Origin of the sequence: Methylocystis sp. H62, from assembly GCF_015709515.1 — a bacterium.
In the GTDB taxonomy this organism is placed as follows: Bacteria; Pseudomonadota; Alphaproteobacteria; order Rhizobiales; family Beijerinckiaceae; genus Methylocystis.
Genome location: NZ_JADNQZ010000038.1, coordinates 16,304 through 35,712, shown reverse-complemented (window position 1 = coordinate 35,712; position 19,409 = coordinate 16,304). Strand labels below are relative to the sequence as shown.

Genomic DNA, 19,409 nt, shown 5'->3' with positions numbered 1-19,409 from the left:
CTGATGGCGCGGAGATTATGAAGCGGCTACCTCGCAATTTGCCGCGTCCGACCAGGAATATCGTTGATTGGTTCCACATCGCTATGAAAATCCAGCCCCTACAGCAAGTCGCCGATCATATCGTTCGCTGGCGCGACGAATGGACAAATGAAACCGTCGTTCTCGATGAGGAGATCCGCGCCTTGAAGTGGAAGCTGTGGCATGGACAGGTCGATCGAGCGATAGAACACCTCGGGGAAATCATCGCAGACATGTCGATGTTACGCGAGCAAGGCGACCTGGGCGCCGCCCGCATATGGCAATTGGCGCAACCGCTTCTGACTTACATCCGTCAAAACAAGTCTGCGATCGTCGATTACGGAGCTCGATATCGGTCGGGACGACGGATCGCCACTGCGCTGGCCGAATCCGCAGTGAATTCGCTGACCGCACGCCGCATGGTCAAAAAACAACAGATGCGATGGTCAAAGCGCGGCGCTCATCTGATGCTGCAGGTGCGCGCCGCGGTCATGAACGGAAACTTGCGTGAGCAGTTGTCCTACGAACCGCCAGTCTTCAAATCGCGTTTGAACTAGCTGTTTCAGCCGACGCCGCCACTCCTTCGAGCAGCATAGCTGCCCCAGTTAATTTAACGGTCCCATCTCGCGCCGAGACATTCTCAAATTAGCTGCAGCAACGGGAGAGAACTGGCGCATTCTTACAATTAAGCGCAACGTGACAGGCTCCATCGGACTGCTTGGCACGAAGCCAAGCTATGACCTGATGATGGAGTGCGACACATTGCTGATGATCGGCTCCGGCTTTCCCTTTTCTGAGTTTCTTCCGCATGAGGGGCAGGCGCGGGGGCGTTCAGATTGACATTGATCCATCCATGCTCAGCATTCGGTTCCCGATGGAGGTCAATCTCCATGGAGACGCCGCGGCATTTCGCGTGGGATCGCGTCTTTATTTCGTCGTTCCCTTGCCGTGAGCTCACTGGCCCGAGTTCCATGAAGCGTTCGGGCAGCTAATCGTGCGAGTCGCGGGAAACGCTGCCCAGAAGCTTGTCAATCAAATCATTGACCTTGCCACTATCTAATAGCATCATCGCATCAGTAATACGCCAACATATTTTGTAACCAAACCCATAGGGGCACGAAAATGGCTAAGAGCGATAAGACTTCAACGAAGAACCGTAAGCGCCGTTCTGAAAGCACAGCTAATACGCGTGCGCCAGAGGAGCTCTCTGCCACTGCAGTCGTATTGCACCAAGTCGGAGCAAAGGCGCAAGCACCGAAAGCCGCGGGAGCAAAAAAAACCAACACGATCATCTACGTCCATGGGATTGGCAACAAGCCTGTGGCATCGGTTCTGAAATGCCAATGGGACAATGCGCTATTCGGTACGCGACTAGGAGACCGCAGCCGAATGGCCTATTGGGTCAACCGAGACTACTATCCTCGTCCGCTCGATGAAAGTTGCGCCACAGGCGATGTCGTCAAGATTGAAGATGACGAAGCCTCGACACGGGCGATCATGGCTGTAGCAAGTGGCCAGAAAGGAGATAATCAGCTAACGCTCTCGAACGAGATTAGTGCTTTGACATCAGATGCGAAACGCCAACTCTGTCTGACGCAGATCGCCGAAAAGTTGATGAATCGTGCTACGGCTCCGAACGTAGACGGCTTGGCCGCGCGAGACATCCGCGCGAAGGTCTTTCCATTGCCGGAGTTTCTGCGTCGTCTGATCGCGCGAAACCTGACCCGAGCCTTTCTTCGTGACGTGAATGATTTCATGTTCGTGAAAGAGCGTCGAGCAGCGATGGAACAAAGCCTGATCGATCGCATCTCCGCAGGTGGAGGTCCATTTGTCGTTATCGGACACAGCCAAGGATCAATGATTGCTTACGATGTTCTGAGGCAACTCAATCGTGCACAATGCCACGTGCCACTGTTTGTCACCATCGGCTCTCCTTTAGGACTTCAAGAGGTTCAAGATGCATTGCGCGAGTGGACAGGAGGCACGCTGCCGTTTCCCTCTTGCGTTGACCGTTGGCTTAACGTGGCTGACCCACTCGATCCAGTAGCATTCGACAAAGACATCTCCGACGATTTCGAGGGAAAAATAGAGAACGATATCGAGTTCAATCTGGATTCTCCTCAACATCCTCATTCGGGCACTGGTTATCTCAGGACAAATTCGGTTCAAGCCGCCTTGAGAGATGCGTTGGGTACTGCTTTTTCGCAGGCCATCGCTCCCTTCGCGATTGCGAAAGACCTCGTAGCCGACTTGGAGGATGGCTTGAGGAGCCAACGTCACGCAACACTCATTCAACTTTCGCAAAGCAAACCCGGCGACCCAGCTCGTCCCAAGGATTTGGAAAAGGTGGCGGCGAACGTAGAACTCAAAATCTCGGAAATTCTTGTCGCGACAAATCAGAATCCAAAAGACGCGAACCTAGAACGGCTACGACACTACGTTGCCGCCGATCTGACACGACTGGAAGTAGAGACGCTGCGTTCGGTGTTCAGTGAACTCAAGATCGATGGCATTTGGCGCAACGCGAGCAAACGCGCATTCATATCCGAGTCAACTCATACGGTCCAAGCCCGGCCGGCAAATCTTGGCTACGGCGCCGATGGAAACGGTATATGCTGGGCCGTACTCGATACAGGCATCTGCGCCGACCACCCGCATTTCGCAAAGCATAAGAATGTGGTTGCGCAATGGGATTGTACAAAAAGAGGGGATCCGCCGAGGCTGACCTCGAGGACAACCCATTTTGCTAAGCTGGACGGCAACGGTCATGGAACGCATGTCGCGGGCATTATCGCTGGGGAGAACGACCTGGAAATCGATGAGGGGAACAATTCCGGCGGAACTAATGTCAAGTTCGCCGGGATGGCGCCGCGCTGCACGCTTTACGGTTTCAAGGTGCTCGATGACAATGGCAACGGTCGTGATAGCTGGATCATCAAAGCTCTCGATTTGATCAGTTCTATGAATGAAAGCTCGGGGCAGCTGGTTATACACGGTGTTAATCTCAGTCTCGGTGGAAACTTTGATCCCAGTATTTTTGGGACGGGCCATACGCCGCTTTGTGACGAACTCCGCCGGCTCTGGCGCCAGGGAGTTCTAGTCTGTCTTGCTGCAGGTAACGAGGGCTACGCGGTTTTGACAGGCGCAGAAGGCGGCGGCCCAATACAAGCCAATCTCGACCTCTCTATCGGCGACCCGGCTAACTTGGAGGAAGCGATTGCCGTGGGTTCCGTTCATAAAACGAACCCCCATACCTACGGTATTTCGTACTTTTCTTCCCGTGGACCGACGGCGGATGGACGTCGAAAACCCGATGTAGTTGCGCCAGGAGAGCGAATTCTGTCCGCAAATTACAATTGGACCGAGCAAAGGAATGCGTCGGCTGGTCCATCTCCATACCAGGGGCTTTATGCTGAAATGAGCGGCACCAGCATGGCGACGCCCCATGTTTCTGGCGTGTTGGCTGCTTTCTTGTCTCACCGAAGGGAATTCATCGGTTACCCTGATCGAGTAAAAGAGATTCTGCTCGCTGGCTGCGTTGACCTCCGGCGTGATCCCTACGCGCAAGGCGCTGGCCTGCCCAACCTCATTAAGATGCTTGCCTTGAATTGAGAGCTGAAGAACGTTGACGATACTTCGGAAACACGACCTATGCGCCCTTCACGTCGAAGTTGGTGCCCCGAGAATGGCATTGGCGGCTCCGAGTTCAGACTGCGTGGAGCGACCGTTAATGCTCGAGCGCCGCGCGCGTTGCGTTCATCCACATTTCGCGCCGTGCCTCTCCCGATTGCAGGTCCATGAGGCGACCGCCAAGAGACCGAAGGCGACCGCTTCACAAAGCGCGAGGCAACTCTATTTCGGCGTTCTTCATCGCTTGGCGACGGCCAGTCGAGCGTCTCCAGCCTTTCAGCGTGTTCGTCAGCGCCACGTCGTGCTCAGCCCTTGGTCAGAGCACGTGCGTGCACTTTCCACCTTCCTTCGTACCAGACCAATGTTCACCGGCTCCCACGCACGCGGCAGCGTAACTGGCGCAGTCGAAGGATGGGCCTCCCTCGCCCTGCTTGCACTCCTTTTGCATACACTGACCATCGATCTCTTTCGTAGATGTCAAGAGTCGTCCTGAGAGTCGGACGCGGTCTTTCTGGTTGGAGAAAACGCCGAGGTTCGGATCGAAAGTAACGCGCTTTAGGTTCCGATCCCCGCTGCAACCTGTGAGCGCAATCAGTATAGCGAGCGTGACCGCGTATGAGGGAATTGTTTGAATGACCATTTTTGCTCTCCTATTCTCGAGCCAATTCCGACCACGTGTATGAGGGATGAACGCCCGTCGACATGCGGCGCGGTTTCGACGGACTCGCCGCCGACGTAGTGCAGGTTCTGCGCAACGATCCTTTTTCTGGCGCGGCCTTCGTGTTCCGCAGCACGCGCGGCGACTACGTGAAGATCTTTGTGGAACGGCCCGATTGGCAAGGCGCTTTGTGAGAACTGAACTCCGCGGGACGGTGCAGTCATATGTCCGGCCTTTGTGTGCGGGCATTTGACCGCTGGCCACGATGAGTTCCGCGATATCGGCGACTCTAATCAATTTTACGCGCTCGAGGCGGAGTGAGTCAGACGGTCTGGCCGACACCGGGATGGCGTCCCTTGTGGTTCATCTCTATCTCGGCACCTTGCGCTTGGCCGACAGCTTCCTGTCGGAAACCTCTGTTTGGTCAGGCCGCGATGGCGACTGGCGACTTTTTGTAGACGCCGCCTTTCGTTAGCAGCGCCCAGATGATCCTTGCCATCTTGTTGGCCAATGCGACCGCGCTGTTTGAGGAATTCGTCAGGGCGTGGGCCGACCGCTTCAATTGGGTTCAAAATCTCCGTACCCATGCGCTCTACCGCAAGAACGCGGGGGACCGTGGCGGGGACTTGCGGCCCCGTATGCCGGCGCCCCCCCGCGGCTGTTCTCGATGCTAACATGCAGATACTGAGCGCTCCGGTCATGGCTGATATTGCCCACATCGCACATGCGCTGCGGAGCAGCCCATGATCCGCAGCTTCCCCGATACTTTGACTATCATCCCGACCTACCATGCACCGCCGCGTGTGAAAACTGCTGCTTCGGCTTGTGTCTAGACTTGATCCTTCGCTTGAGCCGAACGGCTCCGGTTTACGGCGCATCGAGGTGATCACTGGAGCTGGTGGTCGGCGCCGGTGGTCCGAAGGGGAGAAGGCGCTGGCAGTCGAAGAGTCGCTGGCTCCTGACGCGGTCGTCTCGCAGGTCGCGCGTCGACATGGCGCTATGCCACAGCAACTGTTCACCTGGCGAAGGGAGCCTTATCTCCAAATCAGGAGATCAGACTCGCCGCTTTCATCATTCGTTTGAAGGTGGGGCCGTAACAGCGCTTACCCTGAAGCTGCTCAGCCGAGAAGTCCTCTCGAAGTTTCACTGCTGCTGGCATGGCGCGAATCTCCTTCGCGCCAAAATGAGTCAGAAAATTCGCGCCAGGGGAATCCCCGTGAGTCAGTCAGCGGAGCCGTTGGTATCAGTCTCACATTGGAACCGAAATCGATAAACTGCCGCGGCGGCGCGAAATACGGCACCAGCGCTGGCAATTCAGGATGCGCGGGGATTACGAACCTCGACGCAGCCAAACACCGGTCTAATCTTTCGCTTGCCGTAGCCCTTGATGCGCCGAAAGAGCTCGCAATCCATGCAAAATCGGCGAACCAAGACATAGGTCCCGCATTGCTGCTTCACGATAACCTGCTGCAGGTGAGGCTGATCGTCTTGCCGTCCTCGATGGAAAAGCCCACAGCTCCCGCCGTCAAACTGCTCAAATCTTCTTCCAGAGCTATCTCGGACCGATGCGCAGCGCCAAATTCATCCGTACCTTCAATCGTAACCGTCCATCGCATGCCGTCTCCTACGAAGCCGGCAACTCTTTTCCTTAACAGATGTTAAAGCTCCGTGGCGCCCCAGTTGATTTAACCGTCCCTACACGACCCGCATGACCGCCCAGCTTTTTTTCCTCCTCCCGGCGATATCGTTTTTGACTGAGGAGTCCCTTGTCCGCTGTCTGGAGCCTAGTCACCTGATAGGTTAGCGACCTGATGGGGAAGTTCTTCGCGGGTCATCGGCATCTCGCCGCGCAGACGTCGGGTCATAAGCAGGAACAGATTCTTCAAAGAAAACTTCGGGTCTCTATCATGGCGTTCGTAGAAGAACTTCACGTCACGCGGATCCTCTGGGTTCATCAGAAGAATCTCGATTGTCGTGCGGAATGGCTTCCAGTTAACGATGTCCATGCCCTGGCCAATCATCTTCTTCGCGGCCGCAGCGCCAAGTTGGTGCGACTTCATCGGCTCTAACGTGAAGAACAATCCTTCCGCGTGCTGCCGGATCTTGTACTGGCCCATCAAATGGTGTGTGTTGAACTCCATTTTCGTGTCGGTGACGACGGTATTAATACCCCTCTCGAAGTACTGTCCGCCGGAGCGGTCAATGGCGAGGAAGTAATTGCCGATGATGTTACGTTCCCACGTCGTCACCGCCCTGCCGCCATGGAAGTCGATCTTCTCAACGCTGCCGCTCGCGCCGAGGCGGGTCAAAACCGCGCCCTTCATCGCGTTTTTGCCCTTGCCTAGCACAAGGATAGAGGGGCGCGAGTCGGGGCGCACCTCGAGCGAGCCATCGGCTGCCACGCGCAGGGTCCGTACCTCGTAAACGTAGTCGCTCTTGTGCGTAATGTAATACGGGTACATTCGGGCTACCCAAGAGGTCAATTGGAGACCGGGAACGAGGCGGCCGACGAACCCTGGAAGACGACGCGTGTACTCACTCAATGACGCGTAGTAGCCTTGCGGATTTCGAAAGTCACGCTGGAGCTGCAGCACCAAGCGGTCATTTCGACCGCTGACACTGGGGCTCGTCCCCTCGAACGACCCGATAGGGAGTTTTGGCTCGCCGAACTTCATTAGGTCGGACAAATCAACTGGCCCAGAGCGGGCGCGTTGCGCCGGCCCAGCGGGCTTGTTGCCGAGAGTCGCTGCTGTTGTAATTCGCTGGTCATGTGATGGAGGCCCCGGCGGCCCCTCGAGAATCGATGCGTGCTCAGTCGGGACCGCGGCTGCGCTAGTCAGCGGCCGTCGCTGCCTCTTCGCAACCGCGAGCTGTTCGACTACTTCGGAGGGCGCGAAGTTCTCGAAGGCATCGGTCAGCAGCTTGCCGGTGAAAAGATCGTCGAAGTTCTCGACGGTGATCGTGGGACGGCCGTTGATGCGAGCGAGCAAGCGGAACAGCGAGTCCCATTGCTTGCGCGTCGTGAAGCTGACCGCCTCCTGATCCTCGAGCATCTTCATGAAGGTGTCGCGTGAAATATGACCATCTTGCGTCAGCGCCGCGAGGCCCGCGACTTGGCCGCGGAAGTGCGCAAGCCGCGCGCAGTCGGTGTTCCCCTGCTCGTCGAAGATCTTGGTGCTGTTCGTTGGCCGTCTGGCAAGCATCGCGTCACCAGTACCAATGCTCAGCGATAGCGGACTACCGAAGCGCAGCGACGACATGATCGCCATACCGCTCGCCATGATGCCGCTCTTCTCGAGCACCTTCCAGCCTGCGAGGTTTTCTGAGAAGCTCGCGTCATCAATACTGCCCGCAAGGTTAAAGACGAGCGTGTGTTTTTGGATATCTGTCAGCTTCGCGGCGACGCCTTCGTCCTTCTTGTCACCTTTCCATTGCTTGAGCTTGCGCACTTCGGCTTCGCTCAAGCGCCAACCACCGACGAACTCGTTATGGTTCGGTGAGCGCGCGCCTGGCCAGGCAATGCCATGACTGTCACGGATCGCTCGAGCCGCCGCGATTAATTCATCGCACGAGACGCCGGCTACCGACTCATCAGCAATCGCATCGCGCGCTCGGGCACGGCCGTCACCAGTGTGGTCGCGATAGACGCGACCCTCGGTCACGTCGACTACGTAATGCGTTCCTGTAGGCTCATGCGTGATGCGTGTGACGTAGTGGTTCTCTAGGCCCTTGCCCGTGAAGTGCTCCTCGCGCCATGGGGCACCCAGACCCAAGTCGTGGAAGTGCTCGTTACTGAAGTCAATGAAAGCCTCGAGTGGGCCCCTCTCATCGGTACTCATGTCATTGAATGTGATCGGCTTGTGACGATTCTTCAGGTATTCAAACATCTCTGGATTCTCGTCGGTATGAAGCGCAATTAGCTTCTCCTTGGTAATCGCCTCGACGAGGTTGATCGCCGTCCAGCCCACATCGTTCGGATGCCAGTGGGTTGTGAGCATTGGCTGTTTCATTATGCGAGCCGACGCCTCGACCACGAACGTCTGAAAGCCTTCGTTGGTTATCGCAAAGCCCTTTGGTCGGTTCTCGTTAATCAAGAGACCGAGCATCGCGTCCAGGTCAACCTTACCGGTGGCCGTGTTGTATTCGCCGTAAAGCTCCTCGAGCTTCGCGATGATCTCCAACGAGCGCCTAGTCTCGGGGTTCGCGAAGAGGTCACGGTATGAGCGAATCTCGGGCAAATAGTGATCGGCGCGGTACTGCTGGTACGAGCCAACACCGCGTTGCCTGTCCTTAGCGATCTCCGTCTGGAACAGATCGAGCACCCCCTCCTCAGACGGCATGCGTTTAAAAATGTCGGCGTAATTGTTGATGGTCGGCGCGCCCATCGTGGTATTCATGAGCGAATGGTAAACGCTACCGAGCCCGCACTTTTTCAGGAATTCATGGCCGTCAAGATCACGCACGTCGCTGAGGAAAATGCGGTTGCCACTCCCTGTTATAGACCCACCGATCTTGAACGACTCTTCATCGAAGTAATCGTTTACGATGGCGTGCGCGAAGCGATAGGCGATAGGGAAGTATTTGCCTTTCTGCTCGGGAACTTCGATCGAATCGGCGATCTTGCGGTTGCCAGCGAGTCCATCGACAATTGGGTGGTCGCCCCCTTCGGGGTCGAAGATCCTCTGGAGGTAGAACGGCCTCTTGCGCTCTCCGCGGCCGTAGAGGTTCGAGTGGAGCCCCTCCACCACCGCTGGATGCGCGAACAGCGTGTCAGTCCAGGCACCGGTATGAATCTTGACATAGGTCATCGTGACCACTCGTCGCGCAATCTGGAAAATCTGGTTTGTGTGCCAATCTGGGTGGCGCGACTTCAACACGTCGCACACCCAGTTGTGATGGCGCGCGTAGAGCGTGTGCTCGGCGAGAAGAGGCAACGTCAAGTTTCGGTTGAACCCAGTGACGATCTGGCGTTCACCTTGCGCGTTAATCTCTGTCGGTAGCCATTTACCGCCGCGGCCTTCCGGGTTCATGCCCTCCAAATAGAGCTTTCCGTCGGGGCATAGCTTACCGGTAGCAGGGTGAGTGCGGACCTTATCAATGGTAGAGATCGAGCTGCCGTAGATGTGGCTCATGTCCCAGGCGCCGGTGACGCCGTTCATGTCGCCATACTTCGCGTCTCGCGCGTCGGCGCGGTAGTAGACCTTCTCGATGCCGAGCCGCTGCTCGGCAGTCCCCGCGGCAGAGCGGACAGCGTACTTCCTTACGTCGTCCTGCATGGTCTGCAGGACATCGTGGACGAGCTGCTGCAAGTGTGCCCAGACGTGCGCTGAAAGATTCGGCGCCTTGATCATGTTTCCGTTTCGGAAACCGAAAGCCTCGGCGAGCTTCGAAGGGTCCGGTAGACGCGGATCGTTAGACCAGTCGAGTTTCTTGTCGACTGGGCCGTGAATCGGGTTTGGCGTCCCCACGGTACCGGCCGTAGGAAACTTCGGATCGGCAAACGCCCCGTCTGGGGTCGGTCCAGTCTTCGCGTAGCCCGGCACCACATATTCTGGGTCGCGCTTCACGCCGTCAGGGACCTTTTGTGAGTTAAGCAGCCGGTCGCGATCATGAGCAAGCACGGCGAGCGCTCCGATCTTGGGCAAGCGCGTCCAAAGGCCGGGCTTATCGGGAGTATTCAAGAAGGCAAACGCGATTTGTATGCCGACGCCGAGTGGACTAAAAAGGTCTGTGAGTCTCCCGGAGAGCCAGTTCTTCGTCTTTCGCATAAGCCCAATCGCCGGCATGTATCCCCTTGGCTCGATCCAGTCCTCGTCAACGAGGACGCGGGCGTGCGGCGACTGCAGGTTGTAAGCGGCGATCAAATCCGGATCGCGTGACTGTAGGTACGGCTCGAAGCCGTTTGGGCGCAGCACTGCGACGCCGTTGCGCGAAGTCGTTTCGGCCTTGTTTGCCATTTCGCGCCAGTAGCTCGTGTGCTCACAGTGAGGGTTGTCGCTGAGCAACTTACGATAACCGCGTGCGGCGCCAGCCGCGTCACCGGTTTCGAGTTTTACCCACGCCAGACGCTCACAATCCTCAACCGATGCGCGGCCTCGCTCGATCAGATCCTCGAGCATTTGGATTGCTATTCCGAGATTGCCGTTGTTGATGGCTTCCAGCGGTGTGCTGACGCCTACTTCAGGGGCTTGATCGTGCTTGCTAAGTTCAAATGGAAAACCACCTGATTGAATCAAATAACTCATCCCAGCATCCCCCTACTCGCTATCAAGTGAAACTTGGCCAATACCATTGGATGAACGATTCAATGCCAGCTGTGTTATTCTCATAAACTAACAGAAACTTGTCCAATGTCTTGAACAACGACGTTCGACGCTTGTGGACGTGTCGAGCGCCGGATAAAGGCACTGAACGTTAGATTCATAATGTGTTGAGCAGGATTGCCGGTACGGTCGGCCAAGAGAAAGATTTTTTTGCCCATGACAAGCTCATAAAGGTTCAAACCGCTCAATGCCGATCAGCATGCCGCCAAAGACGAATCTTGGCAAGATCGCCGCGCGAAGGATGACTGCAATTCAGTGGGGCTATCGCTGACGAGCGAAAGCATCTCACTTTAACCACCAGATGCAAGCCGTTGCTGCAGGCGCGTGCCCAATCTACGGGTCAATCGCGGGAGTTCTATTCCGTCGCTCCAAGCTCCAAGCTTGCCCACCTGTTCCATCGAATCTGCTGGTTCTTGATCATGCGTTTTGACGGGATTTCATTGACAGCGCTTTGAAATCGCGGCCGATCGCGGCGACGGCGTCCGTAATTCACGAGCACAAGTTCATTGGCCTAGAGGTATTCAATCAGATCATCGATGTGTCGCCGGACTGCGGAGGCACCTTCGACCGGGCGGTCGAGCTTTCGGCTGTACCGGCTTTAAGGCGTCGCAGGCGACAGATCCGAGTTGGCGGGTAGGGTCGACAATCAGGGTTTGGCGACTTGAGAAATTGGTGGGGGGTTCGAGTGAAGGACATTGAGGAACAAGGTGAGGCGCAATCATGGGCCGCCCTAAAACCGCGTTTCAGGCAAGCGAGTTCCGAGAATCCTTCGACCCGGTCTCGTCGATCTGCCGGAGGCTGCGCGCTGGCGGGAATGGATGGGACGCGTCGAATCCGTCGTTTTCGCTGCGCGCGTAGTCCGGTGGCGAGAGAAGCGCTCTCGCGGGTTGTCGGATCGGCCTGTAATCTTGACGACTTAATTAGCGACATCCGAGACGAACTGCGTACGCGGCCCTGTGAGCTGGTCTTTGTCGCCGGGGGCTATCAACTCCGTACCAAGCCGCGCTTCGCGCCGGCGATCCGAGCGGCGGGCCGCGACGGTTTGCGCGACGCCGGCGCGCCGGAGCTGACGCCGACGGAGATTTTGGCCGTGACGGCGATTGCCTATCTGCAACCCGCCACGCGCGCCGGTTTGTCCCGTCTTGCTGGCAGGGCGATCAGCCGCGATGTCATTGGCGCGCTCAAACGCCATGGCTTGATTGATGGCGCTTTGCGCGCGCCGGAGCCCGGCGCGCCTTTCGCCTACGTAACGACCAAAAATTCCTGGAGGTCTTCGGGCTCGCGACGCTGCGCGAGCTTCCCGACATCGAAAGGCTTGAAGACGAAGGGCTCTTGGAGATGCCAAAGCCCAAGGCCGATCTCGATGATGTTTTGTTCGCAGGAGAGGTGGATCTAGATGCGGAGAGCGACGCGGGGAGCATTAGGAATGATCGACGACAGAACTCTCGCGACTAGGCCGTGTGGACGAATTTGATCAAGCAGAGACCAGCGGCGAAACTGACGATAGATTGGAAATTTCTGGCGGTCTTCTCGCAACGTAGCGCGATGCGCTTGAATCGTTTGAGCCGGCCGAAGCCCTGCTCGATCCGCGAACGCGCCTTGTAGAGCGTGCGCGCGAAGAAGGCGGGCTTGTTCTTCTCATTGGCCTTGTACGGGATCACGGGCGCAACGCCGCGCGATCTCGCCGCTGCGCGATTGTCCTTGCTGGCGTAGCCCTTGTCGCAGATGACGACGCGGGGCTGAATGTCCGGCCCGATATCGAGGAGCGTTTCGAAATGCGGCGCGTCGGCAGCCTCGCCGCCGGTCAGATCGAAAGCGATGATGTCGCCCGACGCGTCCGACTTGGCGTGAATTTTCGTGGTGAAGCCGCCGCGCGACCGTCCGAGCGCCTGCGCGTCTTGCCCCCTTTGGCTCCTGCGGCCGATACGTGCGCGCGCACGATCGTTGAATCGAACATCTGGATCAGATGCGCCGACGAACTCATGGAGGCGAGCGTGTCGAAGAAGGCCTCGAATACGCCGGCCTTGCTCAAGCGATCGAAGCGTTTCCAGACGCTGTTCCAGCGTCCGAACCGCTCCGGCAGCGCGCGCCACCTTACGTTTTCGAGCGTGAAGAAATGAAGTGCTTCGAGGAAGTGACGATCGTCTTCGCCTTTGCGTCCGCGACGCGGAAGGCAGGCCCGAAACACCGTGAGCGTATGCGCCCAGTCTTCCTCGTCAATCCGTGTCGACATGGCTTCTGGTCTCCGACTCAGTCGGAGTCCTATGAATCATGCCTGATTCCGCCTGGGAATCCCCAAGCGATCTTCAATCGCAAATTCGTCCACACCGCCTAGAATATAAGAAGTCAGCAAAGATAGTCGCTCCACCGCCTCTCAGCGCAATATGCCTGACGGTGGTTCCGAAAGTAAACGCGCCAAGACTGTTCGAGCCATGCGGAGTACGCCCCGACCTCTGTTTGGCCCCGCCCGAGATGGACGAGGATCTCGCGCTGCAGAAAATCCGCGGGCCACGGCGTGATCGAGACCTTGGCCTGAAAGGGGATCTAATGGGAGACCATGAGGAAGTGTGGGGCGGCGGCTAACGGCTTCTGTTTTCGCGGGTAGAATGAGCAATGAGCAAGGTGTGGCGTTGGAGATCCCTTTGCCAAGACGAACAGGCTCATCTCCCACTTCCGCCCCGGAAATGCCCGGCACAACAATTCGATTCAAGGTTTGGCTGCTGGGTCTCAGCCCAATGGTTTGGCGCCGATTGGACGTGCCGACGGCCTCCACGCTTCGCCAGCTGCACGGCGTGATCCAGGGCGCGATGGGCTGGCAAGGCATCCATCTCTTTGAATTTCATTTGCGCGCCATTCGTTAACGGATCCTGGCTGGTGGCCGCTCGCTCGCCGGACGTGACGCTGGAAAGCTTGTGCCTTCGCAAGGGTGCGCGCTTCGTCTACGAAAATGATCTGAACATTCCTTGGCGTCACTAGGTGAGGCTCGAAGAAAGGTTCGAGTCTGAACGAGACTATCCGTTTTGCACTGATGGAATAGGGGCTTGCCGCCCGAGGATTGCGGAGGACCGGCCGGCTATCTCAATCGGAGCAATGCTCCATATTCATTCGAGGCGCTCAATGAGCAATGATCTTGGAATCATGGCGGAAATCATCGAAAAGGCCGCACTTTGGGAACGCAGGAACGATCTCGACAACTGCAATATTCGCTCGCTGCTTGAAGAGGTTGTTAAGCGAACAGAGGAACGCGAACGCTGGTCGCCGCGACCATTCCGCCGACGCAGGGTAAATTCCGATTTGCGGCAAGGACAGCATCTCATTCTGATGCATCAACAACAGTGAATTGTCTGCTGCCCGCTAGCTGATCGGGAGTGCGGGAGAAGGTCGACAAACACTTCTCCCACTGAGGTGATGTCGATTCGCTTTCAAAGCGAGACTGCCGCGTACATAGACCTTTATTGCAGCCGGTGCTATCAATGGCTGCTTAAGTTGAGGATGTTTATCGCTCTGCGTGTCATTTACTCGCAAGGAGCTTTGGATGATTGAAGAGATTTGGCTTTGTCCCCCGCTGGCCGTCGCGCGGCTAGGATCGAGTCCGACGATTTGCGACAATTTTGAATGGGGGCCGACGGACCGAGGTCCGGGAGGTACTGGCAAGACGACGCTTCGGGCGCTCGACTCGCTCGAGTTGGATGCCAATGCCAACCCAAGTGTGAAGCCCGCGACTGGTGAGGTAGTTTTCAAGGATCGTGACAACAATGGCACGTGGCACTTCCGGCCTGTGTGCCCCTATTTCGAATTACACGGTCGTTGGACCATTGATGGCCAGTCAGACTCCGGTCCGATCACCAAAGGCCTTCTTGCAGCGTTGGGGATTGATCTATCCACCGTGACGTGGCGGGTGCGCCTCGCCAATCTCAAGGCCTATCAGTTCACGTTAAGCGAGGGCGACAAACTCGAATGCTTCGAGGAGATCCGCGGCGACACACACTCGCGGGTTCCGTTGGCACTGGGCGCTCCGCATGGCCCCGAGGAACAGCGCCTACTCAGAGAAGGTGCATCTATACCCATTGGTGCAGTTCAGGTGGCCCGACCGATTGATGAGTTACCGGAGTTGCGCCTGAGGTTCTACGCTCCCGAGGGGCTGGTCTATGGACCAAGTAACCTTCTGCAGCGCATTCAAGAGCATCCCACGCCCGGCGAGTGGACAGGTTTCGACTTGCCCGGCCGGTTGATACTGAACCCGGGAGCGCGGTGGCCGAACTACCGATTCCAGGAGCCGATTGGTCCGCCCTTCATACCGCAGGACGGTCGGAAGACTCCTAGCGGTATTCATGCCCAGTTTCCGCAATCCAACATCAGCCTGGGTCTCGTCGATGATGTCTCCGATGGTATCATCGAGTGCACGGTCTCCGGTTTGACCGCAGTGTCCCGTATTGCCGTCGGCCCACCAGATTTCGCGCCAGATCGTCGGCACCTGACGTCGATCCAGGACGGGCTTGCCGACCGCGTAGACCGAGCCGGTGTACGCAATGTCGATCTAGCCGAGCTCGACGACCTTGTGCGCGATCTGTTCGAGCGCGCGCTCGAGACCTCGGACGCAATGAACAAGGATGCCGAACTCGATCGGCTCCACAGAACTGATCAGCAGCCATCTGACCGCCTGCCGCGTTCGACCGGGGAACGCGACGAACTGCCGATCAATACGATCTGGCCAACCCGAGACGAAAATGCACCGACGGCGCACCGCGCTGATGCGCTACCCGTATCTTCCCTGGGGCAACGTAAGCACCGCCGCTACACCGCGCTCGAGTACCTGCGCGATCGGCTTCGCGAGGATCCACAGTTGATAAGCGCTTGGATACGTACCCCGCTCGACGAAAACCAGAGGTTTGACCGTCGGATGCCGCCACTCATGCGCGGCTCACATGGTGGGCCGATGAATATCACACGGCGGCAATACGAAATGCTGCAGCGTTGGGTGGAAGGGTTGCGCCAGCAGGGGGTGGTTTGATGCACACACCGGTCGATATCACTGCGGAGGCGCGTGTCTTCAGGAGCGGCCGGGGCGCGCACCTGTTCCTTGCCGATGGCAGCCGCATCTTCAATCTGGATGAGGAACTGGCTGCATCATTGATGTGCTCTCTCTCTCGGCGCGAGATTCCTCCCGAGCTCGGCGACCTCATTGGCTTCGGCGCAAACCGATATATCGGCGACGAGACGATCGCTCCCCCGCCGGTTAAATGCCTGTCTCTAAACGTTGCGCAAGCGTGTAATCTCTCTTGCAGCTATTGCTATGCTGACGAAGGCCGCTTCGGCGGCAAGGCGCGAACGATGCCGGAGGATATTGCCCGAAAGGCAATTGATGGCCTTATTGCCGACTCGCCACCCGCGAGCGATCTACTTGTGGGTTTCATGGGAGGCGAGCCGTTTGTCAATCGAAAGCTCGTGCACTGGGCAACAAGATATGCCGCTGAGACCGCTGCCGCGGCTGGCCACCGGATGCGCTTTTCGATCACCACGAATGCTACACTTTTGACCGACCAAGATGCGGCGCTGTTGTCGGCATTTCCGTTTGCTGTCGCCGTATCTTTGGACGGGGACCGAGCGAGTAACGATCTTCAGCGACAGATAGCTTCCGGTCGAGGCAGCGCCTACGATGCCGTTGTAGCTGGACTGTCCAGCCTGACGATGTCGAGGCGGCGGCCGAAACACCTGTCGTTGCGTTGCACGGTCACACCCTTCACGGGAAGCTTGCCAGAACTCCTGGAGCACCTATTGTCTTTCGATGTCGACGAGGCTGGTTTTGCGCCGGTCATAGCGGCGCCGCCTGGAACGCCAGCCTTCGAAGCTACCGATTTGGAGCAATTTCTCGCCGAGATGATTGCATGCGGCGCTGAGGCGAAGCGACGTGCACTAGCCGGTGAGATCTGGGCCTTCTCCAATTTTCACACTGCGATGCTACAATTGCACCGCGGCGCTCACATGCCTTATCCGTGCGGAGCTGGTGCCGGATATCTGAGCGTCGGATCGAATGGTGGGCTCTATGGCTGTCATCGGCTGGTCGATGATGCGGGCTTCCAGTTCGGTGATATCGCGAGCGGAGCAGACAGCGCCGCGCGCGCGGCCCATTTGGAACGCAGCCATGTCGACAGGCAGGAGCCCTGCCGTTCGTGCTGGGCTCGTTACCTATGCGGCGGCGGTTGCTACCATGAGGTCTCCCGCCGCGGTCGCATCGGCTGCGACTATGTCCGTGGCTGGTTAGAGTTCTGCCTCTCAGCCTACGCAGAGATCAGTCAGGCTGCTCCAGCATACTTCAGCAACTTGATTTCTAAACCCCGGGGAGAGTCGCATGCCTAACGACCTCAAGTCCCGCAAGATTATGCCGCTGAACCAGACTGCCAGGGCGGACGTTTTGGTACGCGGCAATCCAGTCACTACCCGCCCTGATGCTACGGTGGAAAACACTTTTCCAGGCCTGGAGTTCGATCACCGCAATCTTGAGAAGAGATTCCTAGACGGCCTTCTCTTGGAGCTGCACGCCGCGTCCGGTGGCTGGCTGCGCGATTATGATCGCACGCGCGGCTTCCCTTTCTCGCAAGCCGATTTCGATGCAGGGCTCAAGGTTTGGGCGGTGGTCGGCAACATTCCTCAGCTGGACGAGCCAGGAACTCCGCGGATGACGATCCGGTGGGCAATCGGCACCATGGCCAATCAAGGCGCAGGCGGCAGTTCGATCTGGCAATTCATTCGCGAGTTCGAGCCCGGACCGGCCGCCGTGGTGCTCGGCCCGGACCGCCCGCAGCTGACGCTCGACCAGCAGAGCCGCATCATCCAGACGCTGACCGCTGGGCAGACAGCCGCGATACCAGTGCCCGGCGCAGCCCCTATAGTCGTGATATGGGGTCAGCGTGCGGACTACCTAAAGAACGGCGTCATCGACCCTGAACGCTATGAGCCCGGAGACTTGACGCGGAGCCTCTGCTCGCCCTGGCAGTACGATTTCACCGACTGCGGTTGCTGGTACTGGGCGTCAAACAAGCCTGACATGGTGTCCGTCACGCCCGACGGACCGCAGATCTACAACTTCCAGCGTGTGCGCACCGGCGAGATTGCGCCCGAGCCGCCGACGCATCCGCCGGTGGTTGCACAAGGTCTTTGGAGCACCGGGGATCCAGCCGGCGCCACGATGACACCGTCGGCCGAGCGTGTGCCCAGGCGAATGAACCACGCAGAGCTGATTACCGGGTGGGAGAAGTTGCCCGTGGTCATCGATGACACCGAGACGGACCGGTTCGTCGACCGTCCGGCCGAGACGCTACCTGAAAGTGAGCTGTTCCCAGACCGCGCCACAATCGTGGACCGCCTTATGTATCTCGCCGGCATTGAGCACGCGCTGATGGTCGAGTATCTCTATGCCTTCTACTCGATCAACGCCCCGAGACAGCGCCCCTTGCCCACGGACACAGAGCCGCTGCGGCTGTTCGAGGCGGCCAACACCATTTTGAGCGTCGCTATCGATGAGATGCGCCATTTCCGCTGGGTCAATGAGATCCTTGTGCTTTTGGGCGGGATGCCAGTGGTCAGCCGTGCGACAGAGACCAAGGATACGAACGGCAACGGGCGATACTTGCCACACACCTTCGCCCTCACCGCCGCCACACAGGCGCAAATCGATTGGTTCATCCTGGTCGAACAGAATAGCCGCGCTGTCGACCCCGATGTACAGTCAGATACGGTCGACGGCATGTACACCCGACTGTATCTGAGCATTGAGAAGAGTACGGAGATTTCGCAAGCGATTAAGGATCGCGTCTTGCATCTCACGAAGTTGATCATCGACGAGGGCTATGATCACTTCCACCGCTTCCAGCGTGTACGCCAGTTGCTGCCCTCTCCGCCAGATGTCCGCTATCTCCGGCTGGCCAGCAATCCAATGCCATTGCAGCCGGCAGACACTGGAAAAGGCTTCGAGCTGCGTGTCGATCGCAGCTATGAAGTTATCCTAAATCTCCTCATGATCGTCTTCGGCCGGGGCGATGCAGAGCATGGCCAGCTTCTCGAGGCGACGCGGATCGCCATGGTCGACAGCCTTGATGTTGAGATCGAGAATCTCATCACCGCGGGCGGAGCACCGCTGTTCACCCCTCCAAGCATGTCAACCGAGGTGAACCTGGGTCGGTTCACAGCGAAACCGAGCGTCGTAATGGGGGGTGGCCTCCATGTCGAACGTACCGCTCTGGACGAGATGCTGGACATCGATACCGTGATCGCCAATGCGACCAGGCCGCTAGACGAATTGAACACAGTTGATGTCACCTCGGCGGATATTCAACTTCAAGCGCGCGCAAGCCGTTCGGTAGAAGCGATGACACGCGTGCGTGCAGCGTTCGCCAAAGCCATCCGTGCCGCTGAACAATGATCCACCGACGCGGACAGCGCGTGGATGTCCGTGGCGACGGAGCTATTGGCTTGACGTCCGTAAAGATGTTAGCGGATGGTCGCTGGTTTGTTCGCTTGATCGGGAATGGCAAGAAGCGGCGAAGGACGATTCTCCTGTCTTGGGATACCAGCCAGATACTCGAAGATATCCAGGGCTCATCCCACCGGTCGATCGTACCGCTTCGTACTCCGCGCGATCAAAGGGTTGGCAGATCCGGCACTGAGTCGCCTGACAAAGTTGTAATGCCCGCGTACAGAGTCAGAGTAAGGTGGCCGTTACGACAGCATGGTTATTTGCGAAAGAAAACCTCAGTTTCGGTACATCGAGCGCTTGTGACGTG

The 19,409-nt window shown here is 57.7% G+C and carries 11 protein-coding genes and 4 pseudogenes; 11 read left to right on the top strand and 4 right to left on the bottom strand.

All coding sequences use genetic code 11. The annotated features are described in order from the left end of the window. The 5 genes and pseudogenes from IYY11_RS02625 to IYY11_RS23625 form a co-directional block, all read left to right on the top strand. Window positions 1-575 (top strand): annotated as a pseudogene (locus tag IYY11_RS02625) (ISKra4-like element ISMet1 family transposase); the annotation flags it as partial. A gap of 139 nt (window positions 576-714) precedes the next feature. Further along, window positions 715-922: pseudogene (locus IYY11_RS02620) on the top strand (thiamine pyrophosphate-requiring protein); the annotation flags it as partial. A gap of 218 nt (window positions 923-1,140) precedes the next feature. Then, window positions 1,141-3,630 (top strand): S8 family serine peptidase, encoded by a 2,490-nt coding sequence (locus IYY11_RS02615; RefSeq protein WP_196402618.1) that lies wholly within the window; start codon window positions 1,141-1,143, stop codon window positions 3,628-3,630. A gap of 720 nt (window positions 3,631-4,350) precedes the next feature. Then, on the top strand, window positions 4,351-4,500 hold the full coding sequence (gene tnpB / locus IYY11_RS02610; RefSeq protein ID WP_196402617.1) for an IS66 family insertion sequence element accessory protein TnpB: 150 nt from the start codon (window positions 4,351-4,353) through the stop codon (window positions 4,498-4,500). Between the two features lie 631 nt (window positions 4,501-5,131). Then, entirely contained in the window at window positions 5,132-5,389 is a 258-nt protein-coding gene (locus tag IYY11_RS23625) for a transposase (protein ID WP_409455213.1), read from the top strand. 206 nt (window positions 5,390-5,595) lie between these two features. On the opposite strand, the pseudogene IYY11_RS02600 reads toward IYY11_RS23625, so the two are convergent. Both IYY11_RS02600 and IYY11_RS02595 read right to left on the bottom strand, forming a co-directional pair. Then, a pseudogene (locus IYY11_RS02600) lies at window positions 5,596-5,922 on the bottom strand (ISKra4 family transposase); the annotation flags it as partial. 168 nt (window positions 5,923-6,090) lie between these two features. Then, the gene (locus IYY11_RS02595; RefSeq protein ID WP_196402615.1) at window positions 6,091-10,551 is read right to left on the bottom strand and encodes a peroxidase family protein; all 4,461 of its coding nucleotides are present in this window, start codon (window positions 10,549-10,551) and stop codon (window positions 6,091-6,093) included. A gap of 892 nt (window positions 10,552-11,443) precedes the next feature. On the opposite strand from IYY11_RS02595, the gene IYY11_RS02590 reads away from it, so the two are divergent. Next, on the top strand, window positions 11,444-12,025 hold the full coding sequence (locus tag IYY11_RS02590; protein ID WP_312029688.1) for an SMC-Scp complex subunit ScpB: 582 nt from the start codon (window positions 11,444-11,446) through the stop codon (window positions 12,023-12,025). 55 nt (window positions 12,026-12,080) lie between these two features. On the opposite strand, the gene IYY11_RS02585 is transcribed toward IYY11_RS02590, so the two are convergent. Further along, a complete protein-coding gene (locus tag IYY11_RS02585) occupies window positions 12,081-12,722 on the bottom strand; it encodes an IS5 family transposase (protein WP_196402614.1) in 642 nt (213 codons plus the stop codon). Next, a pseudogene (locus IYY11_RS23620) lies at window positions 12,692-12,862 on the bottom strand (transposase); the annotation flags it as partial. The gene IYY11_RS02585 and the pseudogene IYY11_RS23620, both read right to left, overlap by 31 nt. 373 nt (window positions 12,863-13,235) lie before the next feature. Here IYY11_RS23620 and IYY11_RS02580 point away from each other — a divergent pair. The 5 genes from IYY11_RS02580 to IYY11_RS02560 all read left to right on the top strand — a co-directional run bounded on the left by IYY11_RS02580 (window position 13,236) and on the right by IYY11_RS02560 (window position 19,048). Continuing rightward, the gene (locus tag IYY11_RS02580) at window positions 13,236-13,490 is read left to right on the top strand and encodes an IS1096 element passenger TnpR family protein (RefSeq protein WP_210331204.1); all 255 of its coding nucleotides are present in this window, start codon (window positions 13,236-13,238) and stop codon (window positions 13,488-13,490) included. Between the two features lie 256 nt (window positions 13,491-13,746). Continuing rightward, on the top strand, window positions 13,747-13,968 hold the full coding sequence (locus tag IYY11_RS02575; RefSeq protein WP_210331203.1) for a hypothetical protein: 222 nt from the start codon (window positions 13,747-13,749) through the stop codon (window positions 13,966-13,968). Between the two features lie 196 nt (window positions 13,969-14,164). Then, entirely contained in the window at window positions 14,165-15,640 is a 1,476-nt protein-coding gene (locus IYY11_RS02570; RefSeq protein ID WP_196402612.1) for a hypothetical protein, read from the top strand. Beyond that, window positions 15,640-16,986, top strand: coding sequence for a radical SAM/SPASM domain-containing protein (locus IYY11_RS02565; RefSeq protein WP_246719582.1), 1,347 nt, complete (start codon window positions 15,640-15,642; stop codon window positions 16,984-16,986). Before IYY11_RS02570 ends, IYY11_RS02565 begins: the two co-directional genes overlap by 1 nt. Further along, window positions 16,979-19,048, top strand: a complete 2,070-nt coding sequence (locus IYY11_RS02560) for a ferritin-like domain-containing protein (RefSeq protein WP_196402610.1) — start codon at window positions 16,979-16,981, stop codon at window positions 19,046-19,048. The genes IYY11_RS02565 and IYY11_RS02560 overlap by 8 nt, the downstream gene beginning before the upstream one ends. Window positions 19,049-19,409 lie beyond the last annotated feature (361 nt).